The sequence below is a fragment of the Cryobacterium gelidum genome, from assembly GCF_004403985.1.
GTDB lineage: Bacteria > Actinomycetota > Actinomycetes > Actinomycetales > Microbacteriaceae > Cryobacterium > Cryobacterium gelidum.
Map to the genome: position 1 here is coordinate 29,691 of NZ_SOHL01000025.1, position 16,986 is coordinate 46,676.

General features: G+C 64.3%; 17 protein-coding genes and 1 tRNA gene. 4 read left to right on the forward strand and 14 right to left on the reverse strand.

From position 1 onward, the window contains the following. Positions 1-37: 37 nt before the first annotated feature. From tatA to E3T50_RS12665, 6 genes are all read right to left on the reverse strand, one after another. On the reverse strand, positions 38-295 hold the full coding sequence (gene tatA / locus E3T50_RS12635) for a twin-arginine translocase TatA/TatE family subunit (protein ID WP_134552347.1): 258 nt from the start codon (positions 293-295) through the stop codon (positions 38-40). A 34-nt stretch (positions 296-329) separates the two neighbouring features. Further along, the gene (locus E3T50_RS12640) at positions 330-644 is read right to left on the reverse strand and encodes a hypothetical protein (RefSeq protein WP_134552349.1); all 315 of its coding nucleotides are present in this window, start codon (positions 642-644) and stop codon (positions 330-332) included. A 3-nt stretch (positions 645-647) separates the two neighbouring features. Then, positions 648-2,813, reverse strand: coding sequence for a helix-turn-helix transcriptional regulator (locus E3T50_RS16680; protein WP_241990907.1), 2,166 nt, complete (start codon positions 2,811-2,813; stop codon positions 648-650). Positions 2,814-2,904: 91 nt separating this feature from the next. Further along, entirely contained in the window at positions 2,905-3,843 is a 939-nt protein-coding gene (locus E3T50_RS12655; RefSeq protein WP_134552351.1) for an FKBP-type peptidyl-prolyl cis-trans isomerase, read from the reverse strand. A 124-nt stretch (positions 3,844-3,967) separates the two neighbouring features. Further along, positions 3,968-4,969, reverse strand: a complete 1,002-nt coding sequence (locus tag E3T50_RS12660) for a tRNA (adenine-N1)-methyltransferase (RefSeq protein WP_134552353.1) — start codon at positions 4,967-4,969, stop codon at positions 3,968-3,970. Beyond that, a complete protein-coding gene (locus tag E3T50_RS12665; protein ID WP_255454287.1) occupies positions 4,966-5,733 on the reverse strand; it encodes an HAD family hydrolase in 768 nt (255 codons plus the stop codon). The genes E3T50_RS12660 and E3T50_RS12665 overlap by 4 nt, the downstream gene beginning before the upstream one ends. A gap of 79 nt (positions 5,734-5,812) precedes the next feature. On the opposite strand from E3T50_RS12665, the gene E3T50_RS12670 reads away from it, so the two are divergent. Next, entirely contained in the window at positions 5,813-6,769 is a 957-nt protein-coding gene (locus tag E3T50_RS12670; protein WP_134459356.1) for a PAC2 family protein, read from the forward strand. Between the two features lie 51 nt (positions 6,770-6,820). Here the strand turns inward: E3T50_RS12670 and mshC are convergent, their stop codons facing one another. The 3 genes from mshC to E3T50_RS12685 all read right to left on the reverse strand — a co-directional run bounded on the left by mshC (position 6,821) and on the right by E3T50_RS12685 (position 10,457). Next, positions 6,821-8,101, reverse strand: coding sequence for a cysteine--1-D-myo-inosityl 2-amino-2-deoxy-alpha-D-glucopyranoside ligase (gene mshC / locus E3T50_RS12675; RefSeq protein ID WP_134552355.1), 1,281 nt, complete (start codon positions 8,099-8,101; stop codon positions 6,821-6,823). A 73-nt stretch (positions 8,102-8,174) separates the two neighbouring features. After that, the gene (locus E3T50_RS12680; protein ID WP_134552357.1) at positions 8,175-9,029 is read right to left on the reverse strand and encodes an undecaprenyl-diphosphate phosphatase; all 855 of its coding nucleotides are present in this window, start codon (positions 9,027-9,029) and stop codon (positions 8,175-8,177) included. A 60-nt stretch (positions 9,030-9,089) separates the two neighbouring features. Beyond that, entirely contained in the window at positions 9,090-10,457 is a 1,368-nt protein-coding gene (locus E3T50_RS12685; protein ID WP_134552359.1) for a M20/M25/M40 family metallo-hydrolase, read from the reverse strand. A gap of 106 nt (positions 10,458-10,563) precedes the next feature. Here E3T50_RS12685 and E3T50_RS12690 point away from each other — a divergent pair. Next, positions 10,564-10,648, forward strand: a tRNA-Leu gene (locus E3T50_RS12690). Positions 10,649-10,760: 112 nt separating this feature from the next. Here E3T50_RS12690 and E3T50_RS12695 read toward each other — a convergent pair. The 4 genes from E3T50_RS12695 to E3T50_RS12710 all read right to left on the reverse strand — a co-directional run bounded on the left by E3T50_RS12695 (position 10,761) and on the right by E3T50_RS12710 (position 14,281). Then, positions 10,761-11,636, reverse strand: coding sequence for an ABC transporter permease (locus E3T50_RS12695; protein ID WP_134552361.1), 876 nt, complete (start codon positions 11,634-11,636; stop codon positions 10,761-10,763). Further along, complete coding sequence (locus E3T50_RS12700) at positions 11,623-12,591, reverse strand: ABC transporter ATP-binding protein (protein ID WP_134552363.1); 969 nt, start codon at positions 12,589-12,591, stop codon at positions 11,623-11,625. The genes E3T50_RS12695 and E3T50_RS12700 overlap by 14 nt, the downstream gene beginning before the upstream one ends. 43 nt (positions 12,592-12,634) lie before the next feature. Then, complete coding sequence (locus E3T50_RS12705; protein ID WP_134552365.1) at positions 12,635-13,801, reverse strand: LolA family protein; 1,167 nt, start codon at positions 13,799-13,801, stop codon at positions 12,635-12,637. Between the two features lie 99 nt (positions 13,802-13,900). Further along, entirely contained in the window at positions 13,901-14,281 is a 381-nt protein-coding gene (locus tag E3T50_RS12710; protein ID WP_134552367.1) for a hypothetical protein, read from the reverse strand. 94 nt (positions 14,282-14,375) lie between these two features. On the opposite strand from E3T50_RS12710, the gene E3T50_RS12715 reads away from it, so the two are divergent. Continuing rightward, positions 14,376-15,254, forward strand: a complete 879-nt coding sequence (locus tag E3T50_RS12715; protein ID WP_174844757.1) for a hypothetical protein — start codon at positions 14,376-14,378, stop codon at positions 15,252-15,254. 11 nt (positions 15,255-15,265) lie between these two features. On the opposite strand, the gene E3T50_RS12720 is transcribed toward E3T50_RS12715, so the two are convergent. Then, positions 15,266-16,201 (reverse strand): J domain-containing protein, encoded by a 936-nt coding sequence (locus tag E3T50_RS12720; RefSeq protein ID WP_134552369.1) that lies wholly within the window; start codon positions 16,199-16,201, stop codon positions 15,266-15,268. Positions 16,202-16,336: 135 nt separating this feature from the next. Here E3T50_RS12720 and E3T50_RS12725 point away from each other — a divergent pair, with 135 nt between their 5' ends. Then, entirely contained in the window at positions 16,337-16,984 is a 648-nt protein-coding gene (locus E3T50_RS12725) for a DUF1345 domain-containing protein (protein WP_241990908.1), read from the forward strand. Positions 16,985-16,986: the final 2 nt, after the last annotated feature.

Sequence of the window (16,986 nt, forward strand, 5' to 3'; positions counted from 1 at the left end):
TTCGGTCGCATTTCTGCGGTCGCGGACCGCCACCGGGCTAGGGCTTGACGGCGGGGTCGGCTGGGCCGGCCGCCGTCGGGCCGGACGTTGTCGATGCGTTGTGACCCGTGTTGCCGGTCGGCTGGGCCGGGGCGTTGGGATCCGGTTCGACGGCGTCGCTCTTGATCTCGCTCTTGAATATCTTCATCGACTGGCCGAGGCTTCGAGCGAGTCCGGGGAGCTTGGGCGCACCGAAGAGTAGCAGTACGACGACGAGGATGATCAGGAAGTGCCATCCGGTCAGGTTTTGCAGCATGAGGTTGTGTCCTCTGTGTAAGCGGGCGTGTCGGTTAGCGGGTCTTGCGTACCAGTTTACCCCGGAGGATCCGCGCATCACGACGAAGCTGCCGCCGGTGGGCGCGGTCCCCTCGACGTTGCTCGACGTTTTGGAACAGTACGGCCGAATCGGCGAACACTGCTGGAGTGAACAGAACGGAATCGGGAACCCGATCGAGATCCACCGCCGAGACTTGATCACTGAGTGCTGCCAGTGCGCGCAGGGTGCCGAGCGATTTACGGTACAGCGTTATCGCGAACCAGCTGAGGACAGCGAGCAGAGTCAACGCCAGGCCAGTCCAGATGAGCAGCCACGACCACCACGGCATGGGCTAATCCTTACTGGTCGGGGACTGTTCATCCCCGCCATATTGCGCAAGTCCGGCTTCAGCCCAGTCCAATACAGCCCGGCGAGATTCGGCCGGTTCGAGCACGGTCACGATGCCAGCGAGGCTGGTGACGAGGCGTTTGAGCGCGTGGTCATGAGCAACACGCAGGGTGGTGCGGGTGCGTGCGCCCGAATCGACCAACTCCGAACGTTCGGGACGGTAGTCCGCGAGCAACGGCAGCGCAGCGGTTGCTAGCTCAAGCCGAACGTCGACATCGTCGGCGGAGGCCTGGAAGAGAGTATCGGGCAGCAGCACGTCAACCGGGTGGGCGCTGAGTCGCACGCCAGAGACGCGGGGGTCGCTCATACGGTCCAGACGGAAAGTTCGTACGGCTTCTCGCAAATGGCACCAGCCGCGCAGATACCAGTCGCTGTCGACGGATTCCAGGCGCAGCGGATCGACGACACGGTGTTCATGGGCGCCGCGAGCATTGAGGTAGTCAAATTCGACCTGCATCCCCGTGCTGAGGGCCGTCTGCACGATGTTGCGGGTGGTACCGCCGTCACGCTGCGCGACGGCGAGCTGGGTGGGCGGTGCGGATGCGCCACGGGTCAACTTGGCCATCAACGATGCGATGGCGTCGGTATCGGCATTGTGGGGAAGGGCCGACAGATACTGCAGGCCGGCGATGAGCGCCGCGGCCTCGCGGGCGGAGAATCGTGGGGAGTCGTCGATGGCGACCTGGTGCGTGAGTACGATCCGATCATTCGTTTCGAATTCGTCCCACAAGATGTCAAACAGGTCGCCGTGCAAATACTGGCGTGTTTCTCCGGGGATGCCGGACAGCGCGATGAGGCTGACCAGGGCACGCACCCGCTCCGCAGTCAGTCCGAAGTGCGCGGCCACCTCGGTGACGGTGACTTGTCCCTGATCAAGAAGGTACGGAACGAGGGCAAGTAAGAGCGTGAGCTGGTCGCTGGCGACTCGCGCATGCGTGCCGGCTGGAGTGGTCGTCGCGTGCAGCGACGCAGTCCGGCTGCGCGGTAGGCGCCCAGACGGAGCAACCAAGAAGGTGGCGGCATGAGCGTCACGGGCGGCGACCAGTCGATTTCGCACGGCGGCCCGGAGAGCAGGAGGACTCTCGATGAACACTTCCGGGCCGAAGCCGGCCAGTTCGTCGGCAAGAATGTTCAAGTCGGTGAAGTGCAGAGTGCGCTCGGACGCCGTCGACAGGTCTACCGTGAATGCCGGGTTCTGCGCAGTTTGCCGGGCACCGAGCCGCACCTCGGCATCAGACCCGGGCGCGACGACGATGCGCGCGGTATTGCTGGCCCACAAAGCATCGAGCTCGGCGAGAGCCCGCGCGCCGTCGGTTGTGCCGTTGGCCGCGTTGCCGGTGCTGGTCTCGGTCGCTCCGGCACTGGTTGGAGTAGGAATCGCATTGGGTACCACTGCAACCGTGCCGACGATGCGGCCCAGCAGGAACGTGCGCGGCGCCTGAACAACCTCGTCCGTGGCATACAGATGCCAGCGGCCTTCGTGTTGTACGAGCGCGCGCGGAGTGACCACCCGACGGGCCGAATGCATCTCCCCCGGTTTGAGGTAGAGGAAGGCGACGACCTGCGCACGGCCGAGGGCCTTACTGAGCGGTTCAAAGCTCAGGTCTTTGGTGCGCAGCAGCGGCGCGTAACCGAGGAGCGGCTCGCTCGATTCCACACCGAGGGAGTTCAACTTCATCAGGGCCCGGCGGGATTCGCCGGACAACGATCCTTCCCGCCAGACCGTGCCAGCGAGCTTGAGCAGGGATACCTCGTCGGGAGTGAAGGTCACATCGGCGGGTAGGTCGTAGAGCCCCTTCGGAATTCGATACCGGAGGAAGTGGTTGCTTCCCGGCTCGTCCGCGGGCTCGATCGTTTCGAGTGGAATTCCCAGCTCACGGATGTCGTCCTTGTCGCGTTCAAACTGCCGCTCGAGACTGTCGTTGGATCCGGCCGACGAGTACCGCTGGCGGTAGCCCTGCACGTTGGCGAGGATATCGGCCTTCGTCAGACCGGATTCCGTCGCGACCAAGGCCAGAACCAGGCTGAACAGTCGTTCAGGGGCCGTGACCGTCTGCGATTTGAGAACGGTCCGCGCGGTCGAATCTGGGTGCTGGGGCGTCGAAGTCACGGTGTGATCCTATCGTCCGAACCACACCGCACCCGCGGGACCACGGGCGCGACGGGTACGTCACGCCCGACGGCGTGCAGCGTGTCGAAAATCAGTTGATGCCAAGAATGTCCACGGCGTAAACCAGCGTTGATCCGCCGGGGACCTCGCCTTGCATGTCCGGACCGTAGCCCAACGCGGGGGGAACAACCACAACAAGCTGGGAGCCGACGGTCTGACCAGAAATCGCGGTCGCCAGGCCGGCGGGCAGGTCGGTGAGAGGTGTCAACCGGGGGCTCCTGGTCGGCCAGGTGGATTCGAAGACCGTGTCCCCCTCCCACAGCACACCGGTGTAGTGGATTATGACCGTGGAGTCATCTTGAACCTTGTCGCCCGCACCCTTTTTGAGCACGCCGACTTCCAAGTCTTTCGGCAGATCCCCGGAGGGAACGACGATGCCCGGAGTGCCGTTGGCATCCAGCACAACGGCGGGAAGTCCATTGGCGACGGCCTGGTCAACTCCGTCGGCTTGCGGCAGGAAGGCCTTGACGATGTCCACAACGAGAACAAGGGAATCCGTCGCGGCGATACCAAGCTGGTCGTTGGCACCGATGCCGTCCTCCGGCGCAATCACAACCGCGACACGCCCACCTTCACGGGCACACACCAGACCGTCGACAATTCCGGGAAGGGTCGTGTCACCCAGAGCCAGGGGCATGGCCGTGCTTCCGTCGAAAGCGCTCACTTGAAGCGCAGCACCGGTGGTGCCGTTATACAGGTTCAATTCAACGGAGACCATCTGGCCGGCAACGACCCTCTGCCCCGAACCCGCGATGACTTCGGTGCGCTGGGTGGTGGAGGACTTCAAAGGGGTCGGAAAGTGAACGTCCGGAGCCGAGCCGAAGTCCCCGGTAACCGAGACCAAGTCCGAGGCCGGACCCGACGTGGCGCCGGTATCGCAGGAGGCCTGGCCTGTGCCGGGGCTGGCGCACGCGGTCAGTGCCGTCATCAGGAGGCCGGCGGTGACGATCAGCGCGGATGCTTTGCGCACAAGTCCTTCTTTCGGTACGGGGTTGCTGCAGCATGGATCTGCTGCGCGGGTTGAGGGTGCGGGTGCTGGGGGCCAGATGGCTCCGGCTTCAGCGCGGTACAACCGAAACGGGCCGGGGCCTATTCTAACCGGCGTCGAGGTCGCGAGCCTTGGACAGCTCGGCGCTCATTCCGGCTGCCCGTACGCGTTTACGCATGACCTTGGCGCTCACGTTGCGTTCGCCCAGCGCTCCCGGGGTCCAGGCCTCGACATCCGCGTCGCTGAAGTCCGTCTTGGACGGACGTCGCTTCAGTTCGGGCAGGATCGTGTCGGGGGCGAGGCGGCGAGCGGTGATCAGGAAGCCGGTGTGGCCGATCATGCGGTGGTCGGGCCGAACGGCGAGTCCCTCGACATGCCAGCCACGAATCATCGTTTCATTGGAATCCGGATTGGTGTAAAAACCGGTGCCGCGGATGGCCTCAGCCACGCGGGAGAGCTGGGTCACCGTGGCCACGTAGCAGAGCAACACTCCCCCCGGCTTGAGGGCATCGGAGACGGCGCCGAGGCATTCCCAGGGCGCCAGCATGTCGAGAACGACCCGGTCGACGCTTTGCGCCGGCATGGTATCGGGCAACGTCTCGGCCAGGTCCCCGAGCGTGATCGTCCAGTTCTGCGGATCGTTCCCGAGAAAAGTGGCGATGTTGTCTCGGGCGACGTCGGCAAATTCCTCGCGTCGTTCAAAGGATGCGAGGTGGCCGGCCGGTCCGATGGCTCGCAGCAGCCAAAGCGACAGCGCACCCGATCCGACGCCGGCTTCCACGACCGTGGCACCGGGAAAGATATCGGCCTGCGCCAGAATCTGGGCCGCATCCTTGGGATAGATGATGGCGGCGCCGCGCGGCATGCTCATCACGAAATCCACCAGCAGCGGACGCAGCGCGAGGTGCTCAACGCCGACATTGTTCACTACGACCGAACCGTCGGGCTGCCCGATGATATCGTCATGCGCGAGGATGCCGCGGTGGGTGTGAAAGGTCAGCCCAGCCTGCAGGGTGATGGTATTCATCCGCCCCTTGGGTCCGGTGAGTTGCACACGGTCGCCCACGCGAAAGAGTCCACTGTTTTGAATGACCTGATTGTTGCTCATGCGAGTGGTGCGCTTTCGTTGCGGGCGGACCCGATAGGGGCGAGAGGATGACCGGGAATGGCCGAAACGGTTGACGTGGAGATGTGGTACAGCGCCGTGATGTCATCAAGCGTGCGCCCGTCGAGTGTGGGCCAGCGGGTGTAAGCACCGCTCTCCGGCAGGTCGATCTGGTGCGGAACAGCGATGGTGATAGTGCCGGCGGCGACAGCGGAAGCGACGCCTGGAACGGAATCCTCAATCGCGACGCACTCCCGTGGATCCACGCCGAGCCGCTCGGCGGCAAGCAGATACGGATCGGGATGCGGCTTGCTGTTAGCGACCATATCACCGGCGACGACAACCTCGAACGCGGCGAAATCGATGAGGTCGATGATCTGGCGGGCCATGCGCTCAACGGACATGGTCACCAGTGCGGTCGGAACGCCAGCGGTTTTCAACTCCTGCAGGAGCTCACGTGATCCGGGACGCCAGGGAATGCCGTGTTCGGCCAGCTGCTCTTGCACGCGGTCGGTGAGGCGCGCCACGATGGCATCCGGGGTGAGATCCACACCGCGGGATTGCAGAATCGCCGCGGAAGCCCACAGCCCGGACCCGACCAGCAACATGCCGTCGTCGTGGGTCCAAACACCGCCGAACTCGGCCACCAGCTCGGTTTCCGCGCGCATCCAATACGGTTCGGTGTCGACGATGGTGCCGTCCATGTCCCACAGAACGGCGGCGGGCAGGTAGGCGGGCGTGGGGACGGGCAGAGGAAAAACATTCACGGGATTCAAGTGTAGGGCCACCGCCTATCCTTGACTGAGGCCTCCACGCTGGAGGCCTCAGGAATTGAGGACGTACACGGTGGCTGACGGTAATGGGTTTCTGGGCGGACGACTTCTCGTCGTCGCTTTCGAAGGCTGGAACGATGCCGGCGAGGCCGCGACGGGCGCGGTTCGCGCGCTGAAGGATTTGCTCGACGTCGAGATGATCACCGAGGTTGATCCCGAGGTGTATTTCGATTATCAGTTCAACCGGCCAACCGTTTCAACCAACGAAGACGGCGTTCGAGTCATCGGTTGGCCCGGCGCGATCATGTATGGCCCGACCACACCCGGTGTCCTCAACGTTCCTCTGGCCGAGGACGCTCAGTTGCGCGTCAGCGGAACCAATGCCGGCAACATCTATCTGTGCATTGGCACGGAGCCGTCGCGGAGTTGGAAGAGCTTTGCCGCGGAGATTGTCGATGCGGCACTGGCCGCCGATGTGAGCGGCGTGGTATTTCTGGGAGCGATGCTCGCCGACGTTCCGCACACCCGTCCCATTTCTATCTTCGTATCGAGCGACAACGCCCAGGTGCGCGCCGAACTGCAAATCGAACGCAGCAACTATGAGGGGCCGGTCGGTATTCTCAGCGTGTTGTCGGATGCCGCCGAGACGGCGGGAATTCCTACCCTGTCGATTTGGGCATCCGTTCCCCACTACGTGCATAACGCACCGTCTCCCAAGGCGATGCTCGCCTTGATCGACAAGCTGGAAGAGGTCATCGACGTGGTGATCCCCCGGGGGGCGCTCGTGACGGAGGCTGCCGAGTGGGAGGCCGGTATCAATGTTCTGGCCGGTGAGGACGAAGAAATGGCCGCGTACATCGTTCAGCTTGAACAGGCCCGCGACACCGTAGATTCGCCCGAGGCGAGCGGTGAGGCGATTGCTCAGGAATTCGAGAAATACCTGCGCAAGCGCGGCAGCGATGGGCGCGACGGGCGTGCGGATGGCCGGCCCGATGGGCCCGGCAGCAGGCCTGACGGGCCACGGCACTAGTTACCCGAAGGGCAAGCCAAAGGGTTGCGACCCGCGAAGCAGCACCGGGCTCTACAGGGCGACGCCGAGCAGCGCACTGATCGCACGATTGACCAGCGCCGGATCGTCGAGCGGGGCGGCGGTGGAATCGTCGATGAGCTGCAGGGCCTCGGGGGTGTTCAGGTCATGTCGGAGCGCGACGCGAAGGGATTGCACGAGCGCGGCGGCGGCACCCGGTGTCTCAGCGTTGGTTTCGCTCACGCCCGTAGCTCCGAAGGCCGCAGTCCACGCTGCCAGGCGCAGGACGGCTTCGTCGAGATGAGCCGCGGTCCATTCCCAATCGGTGCGGTAGTGGCGGGCCAACAGGGCCAGTCGAATCGCACGCGGGTCAATACCCTCGGCGCGCAGTCGTGAGACCAGAACGAGGTTCCCGAGCGACTTGCTCATCTTCTCGCCCTGATAGGCGACCATGCCGGTGTGGCTGTACACTCCGGCGAGCGGATGCCCTGACAGCGCCTGGGCATGACCGGCACTCATATCGTGGTGCGGAAAGATGAGGTCAGACCCACCGCCCTGCACGGTGAAGTCGGTGCCGAGCTCTTTGAGGGCGATGACCGAACACTCGATATGCCAGCCGGGGCGCCCCGCACCGACTGGCGATTCCCATGCCGGTTCCCCCGCACGCGCGGCCTTCCACAGCAAGGGGTCGAGGCGATCACGCTTCCCCGCCCGTTCGGGGTCTCCCCCACGCTCGGCGAACAGGCCGAGCATGCTGACCAGGTCGAGGTTGCTCTCGTCGCCCAGCGTCCACTCCGTGCTGGCTTCGGCGGCACGAACGTCGAAGTACAGGTCAGCGGAGATCGTTCCGTCGGCACCGGCGATGGCATCGTCGGTTGGCACGGTGTAGGCGAGGCCGGCATCCTGCAGCAGCGCCACCGCGGCGGCGACCTCGTCGATGACCTCGGTCACCGCGACGTAATCATTCGGCGGAATGATCCCCAGGGACTCCATATCGGTGCGAAAAAGTTCAACCTGCGATTCGGCCAGATCCCGCCAGTCCACGCCCGTCGCGGTGGCCCGCTCCAGGAGCGGGTCATCGACGTCCGTCACATTCTGCGCGTAATGCACGCGAAAGCCAGCGTCAAGCCAAACGCGCTGCAGGGTGTCGAAAGCGAGGTAGGTGTTGGCGTGGCCAATGTGGGTCGCGTCGTAGGGAGTGATGCCGCAGACATAGAGTCGGGCCGCATCGAGCGGGCGGGCCAGCACCAGGCTGTCCGTTTTTGTGTCGTGGAGCCAGGGTGCACTCGACTCGCCGGGGACAGAGACAATTTCGGGTCGTTTCCATGCACGCATAGAACCAGCCTAGCTTCGATGCGGCGATCGCTTTGCGACCCGGTTTCGACGTGGTAACCGCTTCGCAGGTCGGCTACGCGGAGATGACGTTGGTGCCGAGGAGCACGAACAGCACGATGCCCAGGACGATGCGATAGATCACGAACGGTAGAAAACTGCGCTTGGAAATGTAACTCATGAAGAAGGCGATCACGGCGAGGCCCACGCCGAAGGCGACGACCGTCGCCACGAGCGTTTCGAGCGGGCCGAAGATTTCGGGGGTGCAGGTGGTCGCGCCGGCCAGGCAGGGCTCGGCGATGGATTTGTAGACCTGGTACAGGCCACTGCCGAATACGGCGGGAATCGCCAGCAGGAAGGCGTACCGGGCCGCTGCAGCGCGTTCGTAACCGAGGAACAGCCCGGCGGTGATGGTGCCGCCCGACCGCGATACGCCGGGGATCAGCGCGAGCGCTTGCGCGAAACCGTAGATCGCGCCGTGGCCCACGGTGATGTCCTGCAATTGGCGCCGTTTGGCGCCGACGTGGTCGGCAATACCGAGCAGGACGCCGAAGACGATGAGCATGGTGGCGGTGATCCAAAGCGAGCGCAGCACGGTTTCAATCTGGTTCTGGAACAGCAGACCGAGAACGATGATGGGCAGTGAGCCGAGGATGATCAGCCAGCCCAGCCGCGCGTCGGGATCCGTGCGGGGGACGCGGCCCGTGAGCGATTTCGCCCATTGGCCGATGATGCGCACGATGTCACGCCAGAAGAAGATGACGACGGCCGTCTCGGTACCGATCTGGGTGATGGCCGTGAAACGAGCACCGGGGTCCTCACCGGTGCCGAGAAACTGGCCGACAATGGTGATGTGCGCACTCGATGACACGGGAAGGAACTCGGTCAATCCCTGAACCAGGCCCAGGATGATCGCATTCAGAAAGTCCACAGGCTTCGCTCTCTCACAGGGCACCCGGCCCCAAATGGGCCGAGCGTGACGCTCGCGGCATCAATAATTTGACAGCAGATCGGTCAAAACCTGCTTGCCAAACACTAATGCGTCCAGCGGTACCCGCTCGTCCACTCCGTGAAACAGTGCCGGAAAGTCCAAGTCGGCCGGAAGCCGAAGCGGCGCAAAACCATAGCCCTTGATACCGAGGGTGCTGAGTGCCTTGTTGTCGGTTCCTGCGGACAGTAGGTAGGGCAACACCGGCGCTCCGGGGTCGTGGCGTTCCAGGGTGCTCACAACGGCGTCGATCAGCGGCCCCTTGAAATCAGTCTCGAGGCCGATGTCTCGGTGCATCGTGACGATTTCGATGTCCGAACCGACAATCTCTTGAATCTGAGCAAGCACGAGGTCTTCCTCCCCCGGCAGCGAACGAATATCGATGAGGGCTTCGGCCGTGTCGGGAATGACATTGTGCTTGTAGCCGGCGGTCAGGCCGGTGGGGTTGGTTGTCGTTCGCAGGCTGGCCTGAATGAAGCCTGAGGCCGTCCCGGTTGCCAGGGCGAGCTCGTCGGGGCCGACTCGCTGCGCGTCAACACCGAGAATACGGGCAATCTCACCGAGCAATTGCTCAGTCGTGTCCGTCAGTCGAATCGGCCATTCGTATCGACCCAGTTTCGCCACGGCCTCGGCGAGCCGGGTGACGGCGTTGTTCGGGTGGATGCGGGAGCCATGCCCGGCGTCGCCGCGCGCGACCAGTTTGACCCAGATCAGCGCCTTTTCACCGGTTTGCAGCAGGTAGGCACGTTTGCCGCCGAGGGTGATCGAGTACCCGCCGACCTCGCTGATGGCTTCGGTCGCGCCATCGAACAGGTGGGGATGCTCGTTGACGAGAAAGTGCGATCCGAGCACACCGCCCGCCTCCTCGTCGGCGAAAAACGCGACGACGAGGTCGCGCTCCGGCGCTCCGCCGGATCCGATGATGTCTTCGAGGGAGGCGAGGATCATCGCATCCATGTTCTTCATGTCAACAGCCCCGCGCCCCCACAGCAGGCCGTCCTTGATGACGCCAGCGAACGGATCAACGCTCCAGTTTGTCGGGTCGGCCGGAACGACGTCGAGGTGGCCGTGTACGACGAGCGCGTCGCGGGTCGACCCCCGCCCCGGCACCCGCGCGACGACGCTGGTACGACCGGGTTGCGAATCGAACAGTTCGGGCGCGAGGCCGAGGGCCCGCAGCTTCCCGGCAACGTACTCGGCGGCATCCGTTTCGCCGTTGGAACGGCCCTCCCCGTAGTTCGTAGTGTCGAAACGGATGAGATCACGCGCGATTTCGGCGGTCCGGTCGAGTTTCTGAGGGACGTCTACGGTTGGGGTACCCGCTGAATCAGCGGAACTCGCGGCCGGGGGCACGTTCAAAAAGGAAGCCATGATCAAACGCTACCCGTCGGTGCCGTGGGCGGTGACACAACGGGGGTTCTAATCCGTGCTAAGTTATTACCTCGGCAGCCGGTTCATCCGGAGGCCGTTTCACCCAGTCCGGGTGGCGGAATTGGTAGACGCGCTGGCTTGAGGTGCCAGTGCCCGTTAAGGGCGTGTGGGTTCAATTCCCATCTCGGACACGGAGATTTCTTTCGGGAAATCAACGAGGACTGGTTGAGACAGTTCACAAGGCCGGATCCTTTGGATCCGGCCTTGTCTCGTTAAGCCAGCGTTCTGTCCTCGGGTCGATGGTCAGGACAAAATGTCCTTGGTCACAAACCTGCTGTACGCCAACGCCCCGAAAACTGCCAGGTAACAGACCTGCACGATCGCGTTCTGGCCGAACGAGCTGAGGTCGAGCGGTTGCCGGAGCAGGTCGGCGAAACCGAGCCAGTAGTGGCTGAACAGCCACGGATGCAGCCAGGATAGTTGCGGAATGACATCGAGGATCTGCGCGACGACCGAGACCACGATCGTCGCCGCCATAGCCCCCACGGGAACGTCGGTGAGGGTAGAAATGAACAGCCCGATCATCGACAAGCCGAGCAAGGATACGGTGACATAGGCGGCCACCAGCAGCGAACGCAACAGCGACTCGGTCACGCTGATGGTGTCGCCCGACAAGAGCGTGACCGGTCCAACCGGAAACAGGGCTGCCCCGATGAGCGCACCCGAGACGGTGAGGGTCAGCGTCGCTACGAGGCAGAACAGAGCCGCGCCCGCGTACTTGACCAACAACAGCCGTACCCGGCCGGCTGGCGCCACGAGCAGGTAGCGCAGGGTACCCAGGCCGGCTTCCCCGGCGATCGTGTCTCCGGCCACCACACCGATGGTGAGCGGCAGGAACAGGGGGATGGCGACGACCATCGCGGTGAAGCCGACGAACAGGCCGTTCTGGGTCACCCGATCGAGAAACGGCGGCCCCTGCCCCGGCGCCAGCGTGGAGGACGACAGACGAACGGCGACGGCGAGCAGTACCGGGATCAGCGCTACTGCGACCAACATGGCCCAGGTCCGGCGGCGGCGAAACAGCACGGAGATTTCGGAACCGAGCAGGTCCCACCCGCCCCCGCGGCGCACCGGGATATCGCTGTGGCTGGCCGCTGGCAGAACATCACTGGACGACATCAAAACCCTCCCCGGTCAGGGCGACAAAGCGTTCTTCGAGGCTCGGTTCCTCGATCGCGAAGCCGCGGATACGCACCCCGCCGGCGACGAGCGCCGTCACGATGGCCTCGGGCTGCCAGTGGCTACCGACGAGCGGCGCGACCACGACCGGGTCAGCATCATCGAGCACGCTGCGCGCGGGCTCCAGCCCCAGGTGGCTGAGCACGCGGATCGCACCCGGCGCATCCGGCGTGCGTATACGCACCCGGGTCTCACCGACCTGCCGCAGCGCGGCCAGCGTGCCCTGGGCGACGAGGCGGCCGGCACTCATCACGGCGGCGTGCGTGCACATCTGCTCAACCTCGGCGAGCAGATGGCTCGACACGAACACGGTCGTTCCCTCTGCGGCCAGTGAGCGCACGAGGCTGCGCACCTCCCGGGTGCCCTGGGGGTCGAGGCCGTTCGTGGGTTCGTCGAGTACGAGCAGCTGCCGCGGGAGCAGCAGAGCGTTGGCGATGCCGAGCCGCTGCTTCATGCCGAGGGAGTAGGCATGAACCTTCTTGTCGGCCGCATGGGAGAGTCCGACCCGTTCGAGGGCCCGCTGCACTCGCGCACGCCGGGTGCCGATCGGCGCATGCCGATCGGCAGTGTCGAGGCGGCGTAGGTTTGCCGCACCAGAAAGAAAGGGATAGAACGCCGGCCCTTCGACGAGGGCGCCGACCTGGGGCAACACCTCGTGCAGGCGGGCGGGCATGCTTTGGCCGAGCACGGCGATCGTGCCGCTGGTCGGCTGAGTGAGTGCCAGCAACATGCGGATACTGGTGGTCTTGCCCGAACCGTTCGGACCCAGGAAGCCGAAGACCGAGCCGCGGGGAACCGCGAGGTCGATGCCATTCACGGCGGTTTGCGGGCCAAACCGCTTGGTGAGACCCCGGCTCTCGATCGCGAGGTCGAGAGCCGGGGTATCGCCGGTCACAGTGTGATGCGCCTCACTGCGGTGCGCGTCACTGCGGTGACGATCACTCTGCGGCGGCCTGGAGTTGGGCGAGCGGAACCGCGCCGGCGAACATCCGCCCGTCCGCGGGCAGGAACACCGTCATGAGGGACGTTGTCAGGGCGCGACCCCCTTCGACACCATTGGTCAGCTGGTCGATCAGGGGGTTGTTGCCGAGCTCGGCCGGTACGGCGGCCGCGGGCACCTCGACGATGCTGGACCAACCGCTTCCCGTGACCCGGGGCAGTTCTGCCGCTGTCGGACGTTGCGCGCCCGTGTGGTCACCGGTAGCGCGGTCGGGCAGGTCTGGAAGGGCCTGCTCCGTCACCGTGGCGTTGGCCGGCGGCACGAAATCGAACCGGTCGGCGTCGGGAGCGGCAAAATCAATAGCAGTGAAGCCGACCTGCAACGCCGGTGCGCTCTGGCCCTCGGCCATTACGACCACCTGAACCGGCAGGCCGGTCTGAGAGTCGACCGCGATGGAAACGGATGCGACGAGGCTGTCAGCTGCTTTCGGCGTGAGCACCAACTGGTACACACTGCGTCCAGCGACCCGGGCGTCCGTGCCGACCGACACCGTCGTACTCGGGTCCAGCTCGCTGAGAAAACGCTCGGCGAGCTGCGCCGGGGTCGAGAGGTCGGTGGGGAGCTGCGACTTTAGCGCGGCGAACTTCGACTCGGCGGTAGCAGCGAGATCGGCCGGCACGCTCAAGTGTGTCGCTGCGTTGCTGCTCGAGTCGTACAGCCACACATCGCTCCCGTTCTGCACCACGTCACGCTCAGCCATGCGGTCCTTGATCTGTACGCGAGACTGGCTTTCGCCACCGGCATACACCCGGAACTCGTGGGAGCCGCTGAGCAAGTCGAGTGCCGTGCTCAGTGCTCCGATGGTGGACGCTTCCGGGACGGAGGAGGCCGCGCCTTCCGGCCTGGACTCGGTCATTGATTTCTGCATGGATTTAGTCATCCCCGCGCTGAGATCCAGCGCGGGGAGACCGAGATCTGACGATTGGGAGACCGTTCCGGAGAAGGTCGACACCGTGCTGTCGTGCACCAGAAGGAGAACCTGTTCGGGCGTTTTATCGGGTAGATCGACGGCGGCACCGGCCTGGAGCGGCACGGCGATGACCGCGGCAACTACGACCGCCGGTACGACGACGGCGGGTAGCCATTTGAGAGAATTGCGAGACATGATCAACGCTTTGGTGCATTCGGATTCATACTGAGATCGTACGCCTCGGGCGTGCGCCTCGGTGGCGAGATCAGCGTACTTTCAGGTGCCGGAAGGGGATCAGACGGGTTCGCTCTGGCCAGGTGCCTCGTCGGTGATTCCAATGAACTGACTGCCGATCCCGTCGCACTCGGTGCGGCCCAATCCGGCGGCTGGCTCAGGCAGCTCATCGAAGCCATGGTTCGAACAACTGATATAGGTGAACGTCGGCCACCATTTCTTCGGGCGCACGGCTTCGGTATACCCACAGATCGTGCAGGTGAGTTGCACCCACACCGGTTTCTTGCCGGTGCGATTGGCGCGCGACTGCAGCAGCCACACCGGCGCTTCTGCCTCGAGTTTGGCGAGCTGGCCCTCGCTGAGGCGTGAGGGAATACCGTGGCGTGCCGCCATTTCCAGCGGAATATCCAGGCGCAGTGCTGCTTCTCGTCGCGTAATCATCTTCGGACAAGGATAGGCGCTCGGCTGAGTGGGCGCAGCATCCGCTACTCACCGTTGCCTGATTCCATGCCGACGGTTATGGGAGAATGAGGAAATGCCTACGCCTGTGTCCCCGCTGGGATTGCTCCTCGACGTCGATGGTCCGATCGCGAGTCCGATCACGCGCACTATCGCAACACCGAGTATTCTGACCGACCTGATCACCCTTGCGGCCGGGCAGGTGCCGATCGCGTTCATCACCGGGCGGTCAGCCGACTTTATCCGCGAGCAGGTTGTCGCCCCGCTCGTGCTCGCGGGGCTGCCCGAGAACTTTCGCATGTATGGGGTGTGCGAGAAGGGCGCGGTGTGGTTTCCGATCGGGCCGGACGGTATGGGCGACGTGGTGGTCGATCGGGTGCTCGCGCTGCCGCCGGTGGTCATCGACGACGTACGCCAGCTGGTCAAGGAGTCGTTTGCGAACGAGATGTTCTTCGACGAGACCAAGCAGGCCATGATCTCGGTCGAGCAGCGCACCGACGTCAGCGCGGCCGACTTTCGTGCCCGTCAACCCGCGTTCAACACGGCTGCTTTTGCCATCTTGGTGAAACACGGGCTCGGTGTGCGGTTCGACGATCACCAATCGCCCGACGCCTCTGGTCAAATTCCGTATCGGCTCGATGCCACGATCATCTCGACCGATATCGAATCGGTCACGCTGGACAAGGACCACGCTGCCAGGCGAGCCCTCGCCTACTTCGCGCAGAGCGGCCCGTTGCCCCGGCTGTGGCGATCCGTGGGCGATTCGCGCAGCGACTACCGAATGGCCGACCACCTGCACGAGGCTGGTTACGACGTGTCCCATGTGGATGTGCGGCCATCCGATGGGATTCTGGACCGACCGTACCCGGTCATCGTGATCGGTGACCAGATTCACGATGAAGCCGGGGCGACTTTTCTGCGCTATTGGGTCGACAAGCTAGCGCTGCGCTCGTAACCACGGATCGACTAGGTAGTGACGAATCGGATGCCGTTCTGCAGGGTGCTGCGCAGCTCGAAGACTTTCTCAAAACTGCCACGTTCCATGCCGGCCAGCCCGTCGCGGAGCACCCCGATGAGGCGCGAGCGCGGAATCACGATGATCATCGGTCGTCGGCCGCGTTTGGGCAGCGACATGGGCTCGTCGAGGGCCCCATCTGGCAGTACGACAATGAGCGCCGTGAAACGCACCTTGAGGCCACGGGCGATCATTCGGGCGGCGTCGTCGAACCGGTGGATGGGGCGATCCTCGTCGGGCAGGTCGTCACCGACCAGTTCGCCGCGGCGCAGCTGCACCGATCCGCCCCAGTCCTCGGATAGTACGCCGAACAATCCGGCCGGGCCGAGGATGATGTGGTCGAGCTTGTCGGTCTGGCCGCCGGTGTCGATGTCGTGCCAGGCGGTGAATCCGATGCCTAAGTTGGCCACGAGCTGGGCAGTGGCCTCCTCGGCGAGAGCTTTGGCGAGGCAGTGGCGCACGAGTTTCGGCGCGCTGCGAATGAGAGCAGGGGCGTACGGATCGTCGATCACCGTGCCGCGGCCCGCCCATTCGCGTACGAGATCGAGGTATCTCAGCCGCGCCTGGCCGCCGGGGTGGCCGTGCATGCGGGTTTTCAGGCTGGACTTGGTTGCGGGGCCGCGGGCGGAGGGAGCCGCGTAGGCATCCCTTGCGGTACTCGGTTCGGTGTTGTCAAAGCGTCGACGATCGTAGGCAGCCCGGTTCTCGGGGTTACCAATGCGTTCCCAGGCTAGCTGCAGAGCGTGGAATTTGGTCGCGTTGCCGCCGACGTCGGGGTGGGTCTGACGCAGCAGCAGTCGGTAGGCGCGTCGTAACTCATCGTCGGTCGCGCTCGGGCTCACGCCGAGGACCTCATAGGGGGTGGATGCGGCCGGGCTGTCTTGCATCCTGGGCGAAACCTTTCCGTGTTCGTAGGCAATCGCTGCGAAAACGACCGAGAGGTCATGTTACCGCGCGATTCTGACACCGCGCCGAGGGTGCCCGGTGTGATTGACCGGCCTATTCTGTGCCACGATCAGCCTGTGACCCTGAGACTCGCGCACCTGCACCGGTACAGCACCCGGCTGATCGTCATGCTCGTCGTCGGAATTGCCGTCGCTGTGGCGGCCAATGTTCGGGGTGATTGGAGCCTTGCGGTAATCCTCGGCTGGGCGGCCGCTTGTGTGACCTATATCGGCTGGGTCTGGATCGTCGTCGGTCGCCAGGATGCGGATACGACGGCCAGCCATGCTACCCGCGAGGATCCCTCACGAGGCGTCTCGGAATTCCTCCTCCTTCTCGCCGGGCTGGCAAGCCTCGGTGCCATCGTCGTACTGCTCCTGGGTACCAACGCAACCTCTGGGTCGCAGCGCGGCCTACTGGCCGGAGTGGCCATCGTCAGTGTTGCGCTGTCCTGGGTTCTGGTGCACACCCTGTTCACCCTGCGCTACGCGTCGCTGTACTACAGCGACTCACCCGGTGGCATCGATTTCAATCAGCCCGAACCGCCGCGGTACAGCGATTTCGCCTATCTGGCCTTCACGATCGGCATGACCTATCAGGTCTCGGACACGAGTATCCGAAATCACGCAATCCGGATGGCAGCCCTGCGGCACGCCTTGCTGTCATTTCCGTTCGGATCGGTGATTTTAGCCACGCTGATCAACCTCGTAGCCGGTTTGCTGCATTGAGT

What these genes read in the sequence shown, in the direction of transcription:
- tatA (WP_134552347.1), bottom strand. Translation starts at nt 295, where the DNA reads ATGCTGCAAAACCTGACCGGATGGCACTTCCTGATCATCCTCGTCGTC.
- E3T50_RS12640 (WP_134552349.1), bottom strand. Translation starts at nt 644, where the DNA reads ATGCCGTGGTGGTCGTGGCTGCTCATCTGGACTGGCCTGGCGTTGACT.
- E3T50_RS12660 (WP_134552353.1), bottom strand. Translation starts at nt 4,969, where the DNA reads ATGAGCAACAATCAGGTCATTCAAAACAGTGGACTCTTTCGCGTGGGC.
- mshC (WP_134552355.1), bottom strand. Translation starts at nt 8,101, where the DNA reads ATGCGTGCATGGAAACGACCCGAAATTGTCTCTGTCCCCGGCGAGTCG.
- E3T50_RS12685 (WP_134552359.1), bottom strand. Translation starts at nt 10,457, where the DNA reads ATGGCTTCCTTTTTGAACGTGCCCCCGGCCGCGAGTTCCGCTGATTCA.
- E3T50_RS12695 (WP_134552361.1), bottom strand. Translation starts at nt 11,636, where the DNA reads ATGTCGTCCAGTGATGTTCTGCCAGCGGCCAGCCACAGCGATATCCCG.
- E3T50_RS12705 (WP_134552365.1), bottom strand. Translation starts at nt 13,801, where the DNA reads ATGTCTCGCAATTCTCTCAAATGGCTACCCGCCGTCGTCGTACCGGCG.
- E3T50_RS12710 (WP_134552367.1), bottom strand. Translation starts at nt 14,281, where the DNA reads ATGATTACGCGACGAGAAGCAGCACTGCGCCTGGATATTCCGCTGGAA.
- E3T50_RS12715 (WP_174844757.1), top strand. Translation starts at nt 14,376, where the DNA reads ATGCCTACGCCTGTGTCCCCGCTGGGATTGCTCCTCGACGTCGATGGT.
- E3T50_RS12720 (WP_134552369.1), bottom strand. Translation starts at nt 16,201, where the DNA reads ATGCAAGACAGCCCGGCCGCATCCACCCCCTATGAGGTCCTCGGCGTG.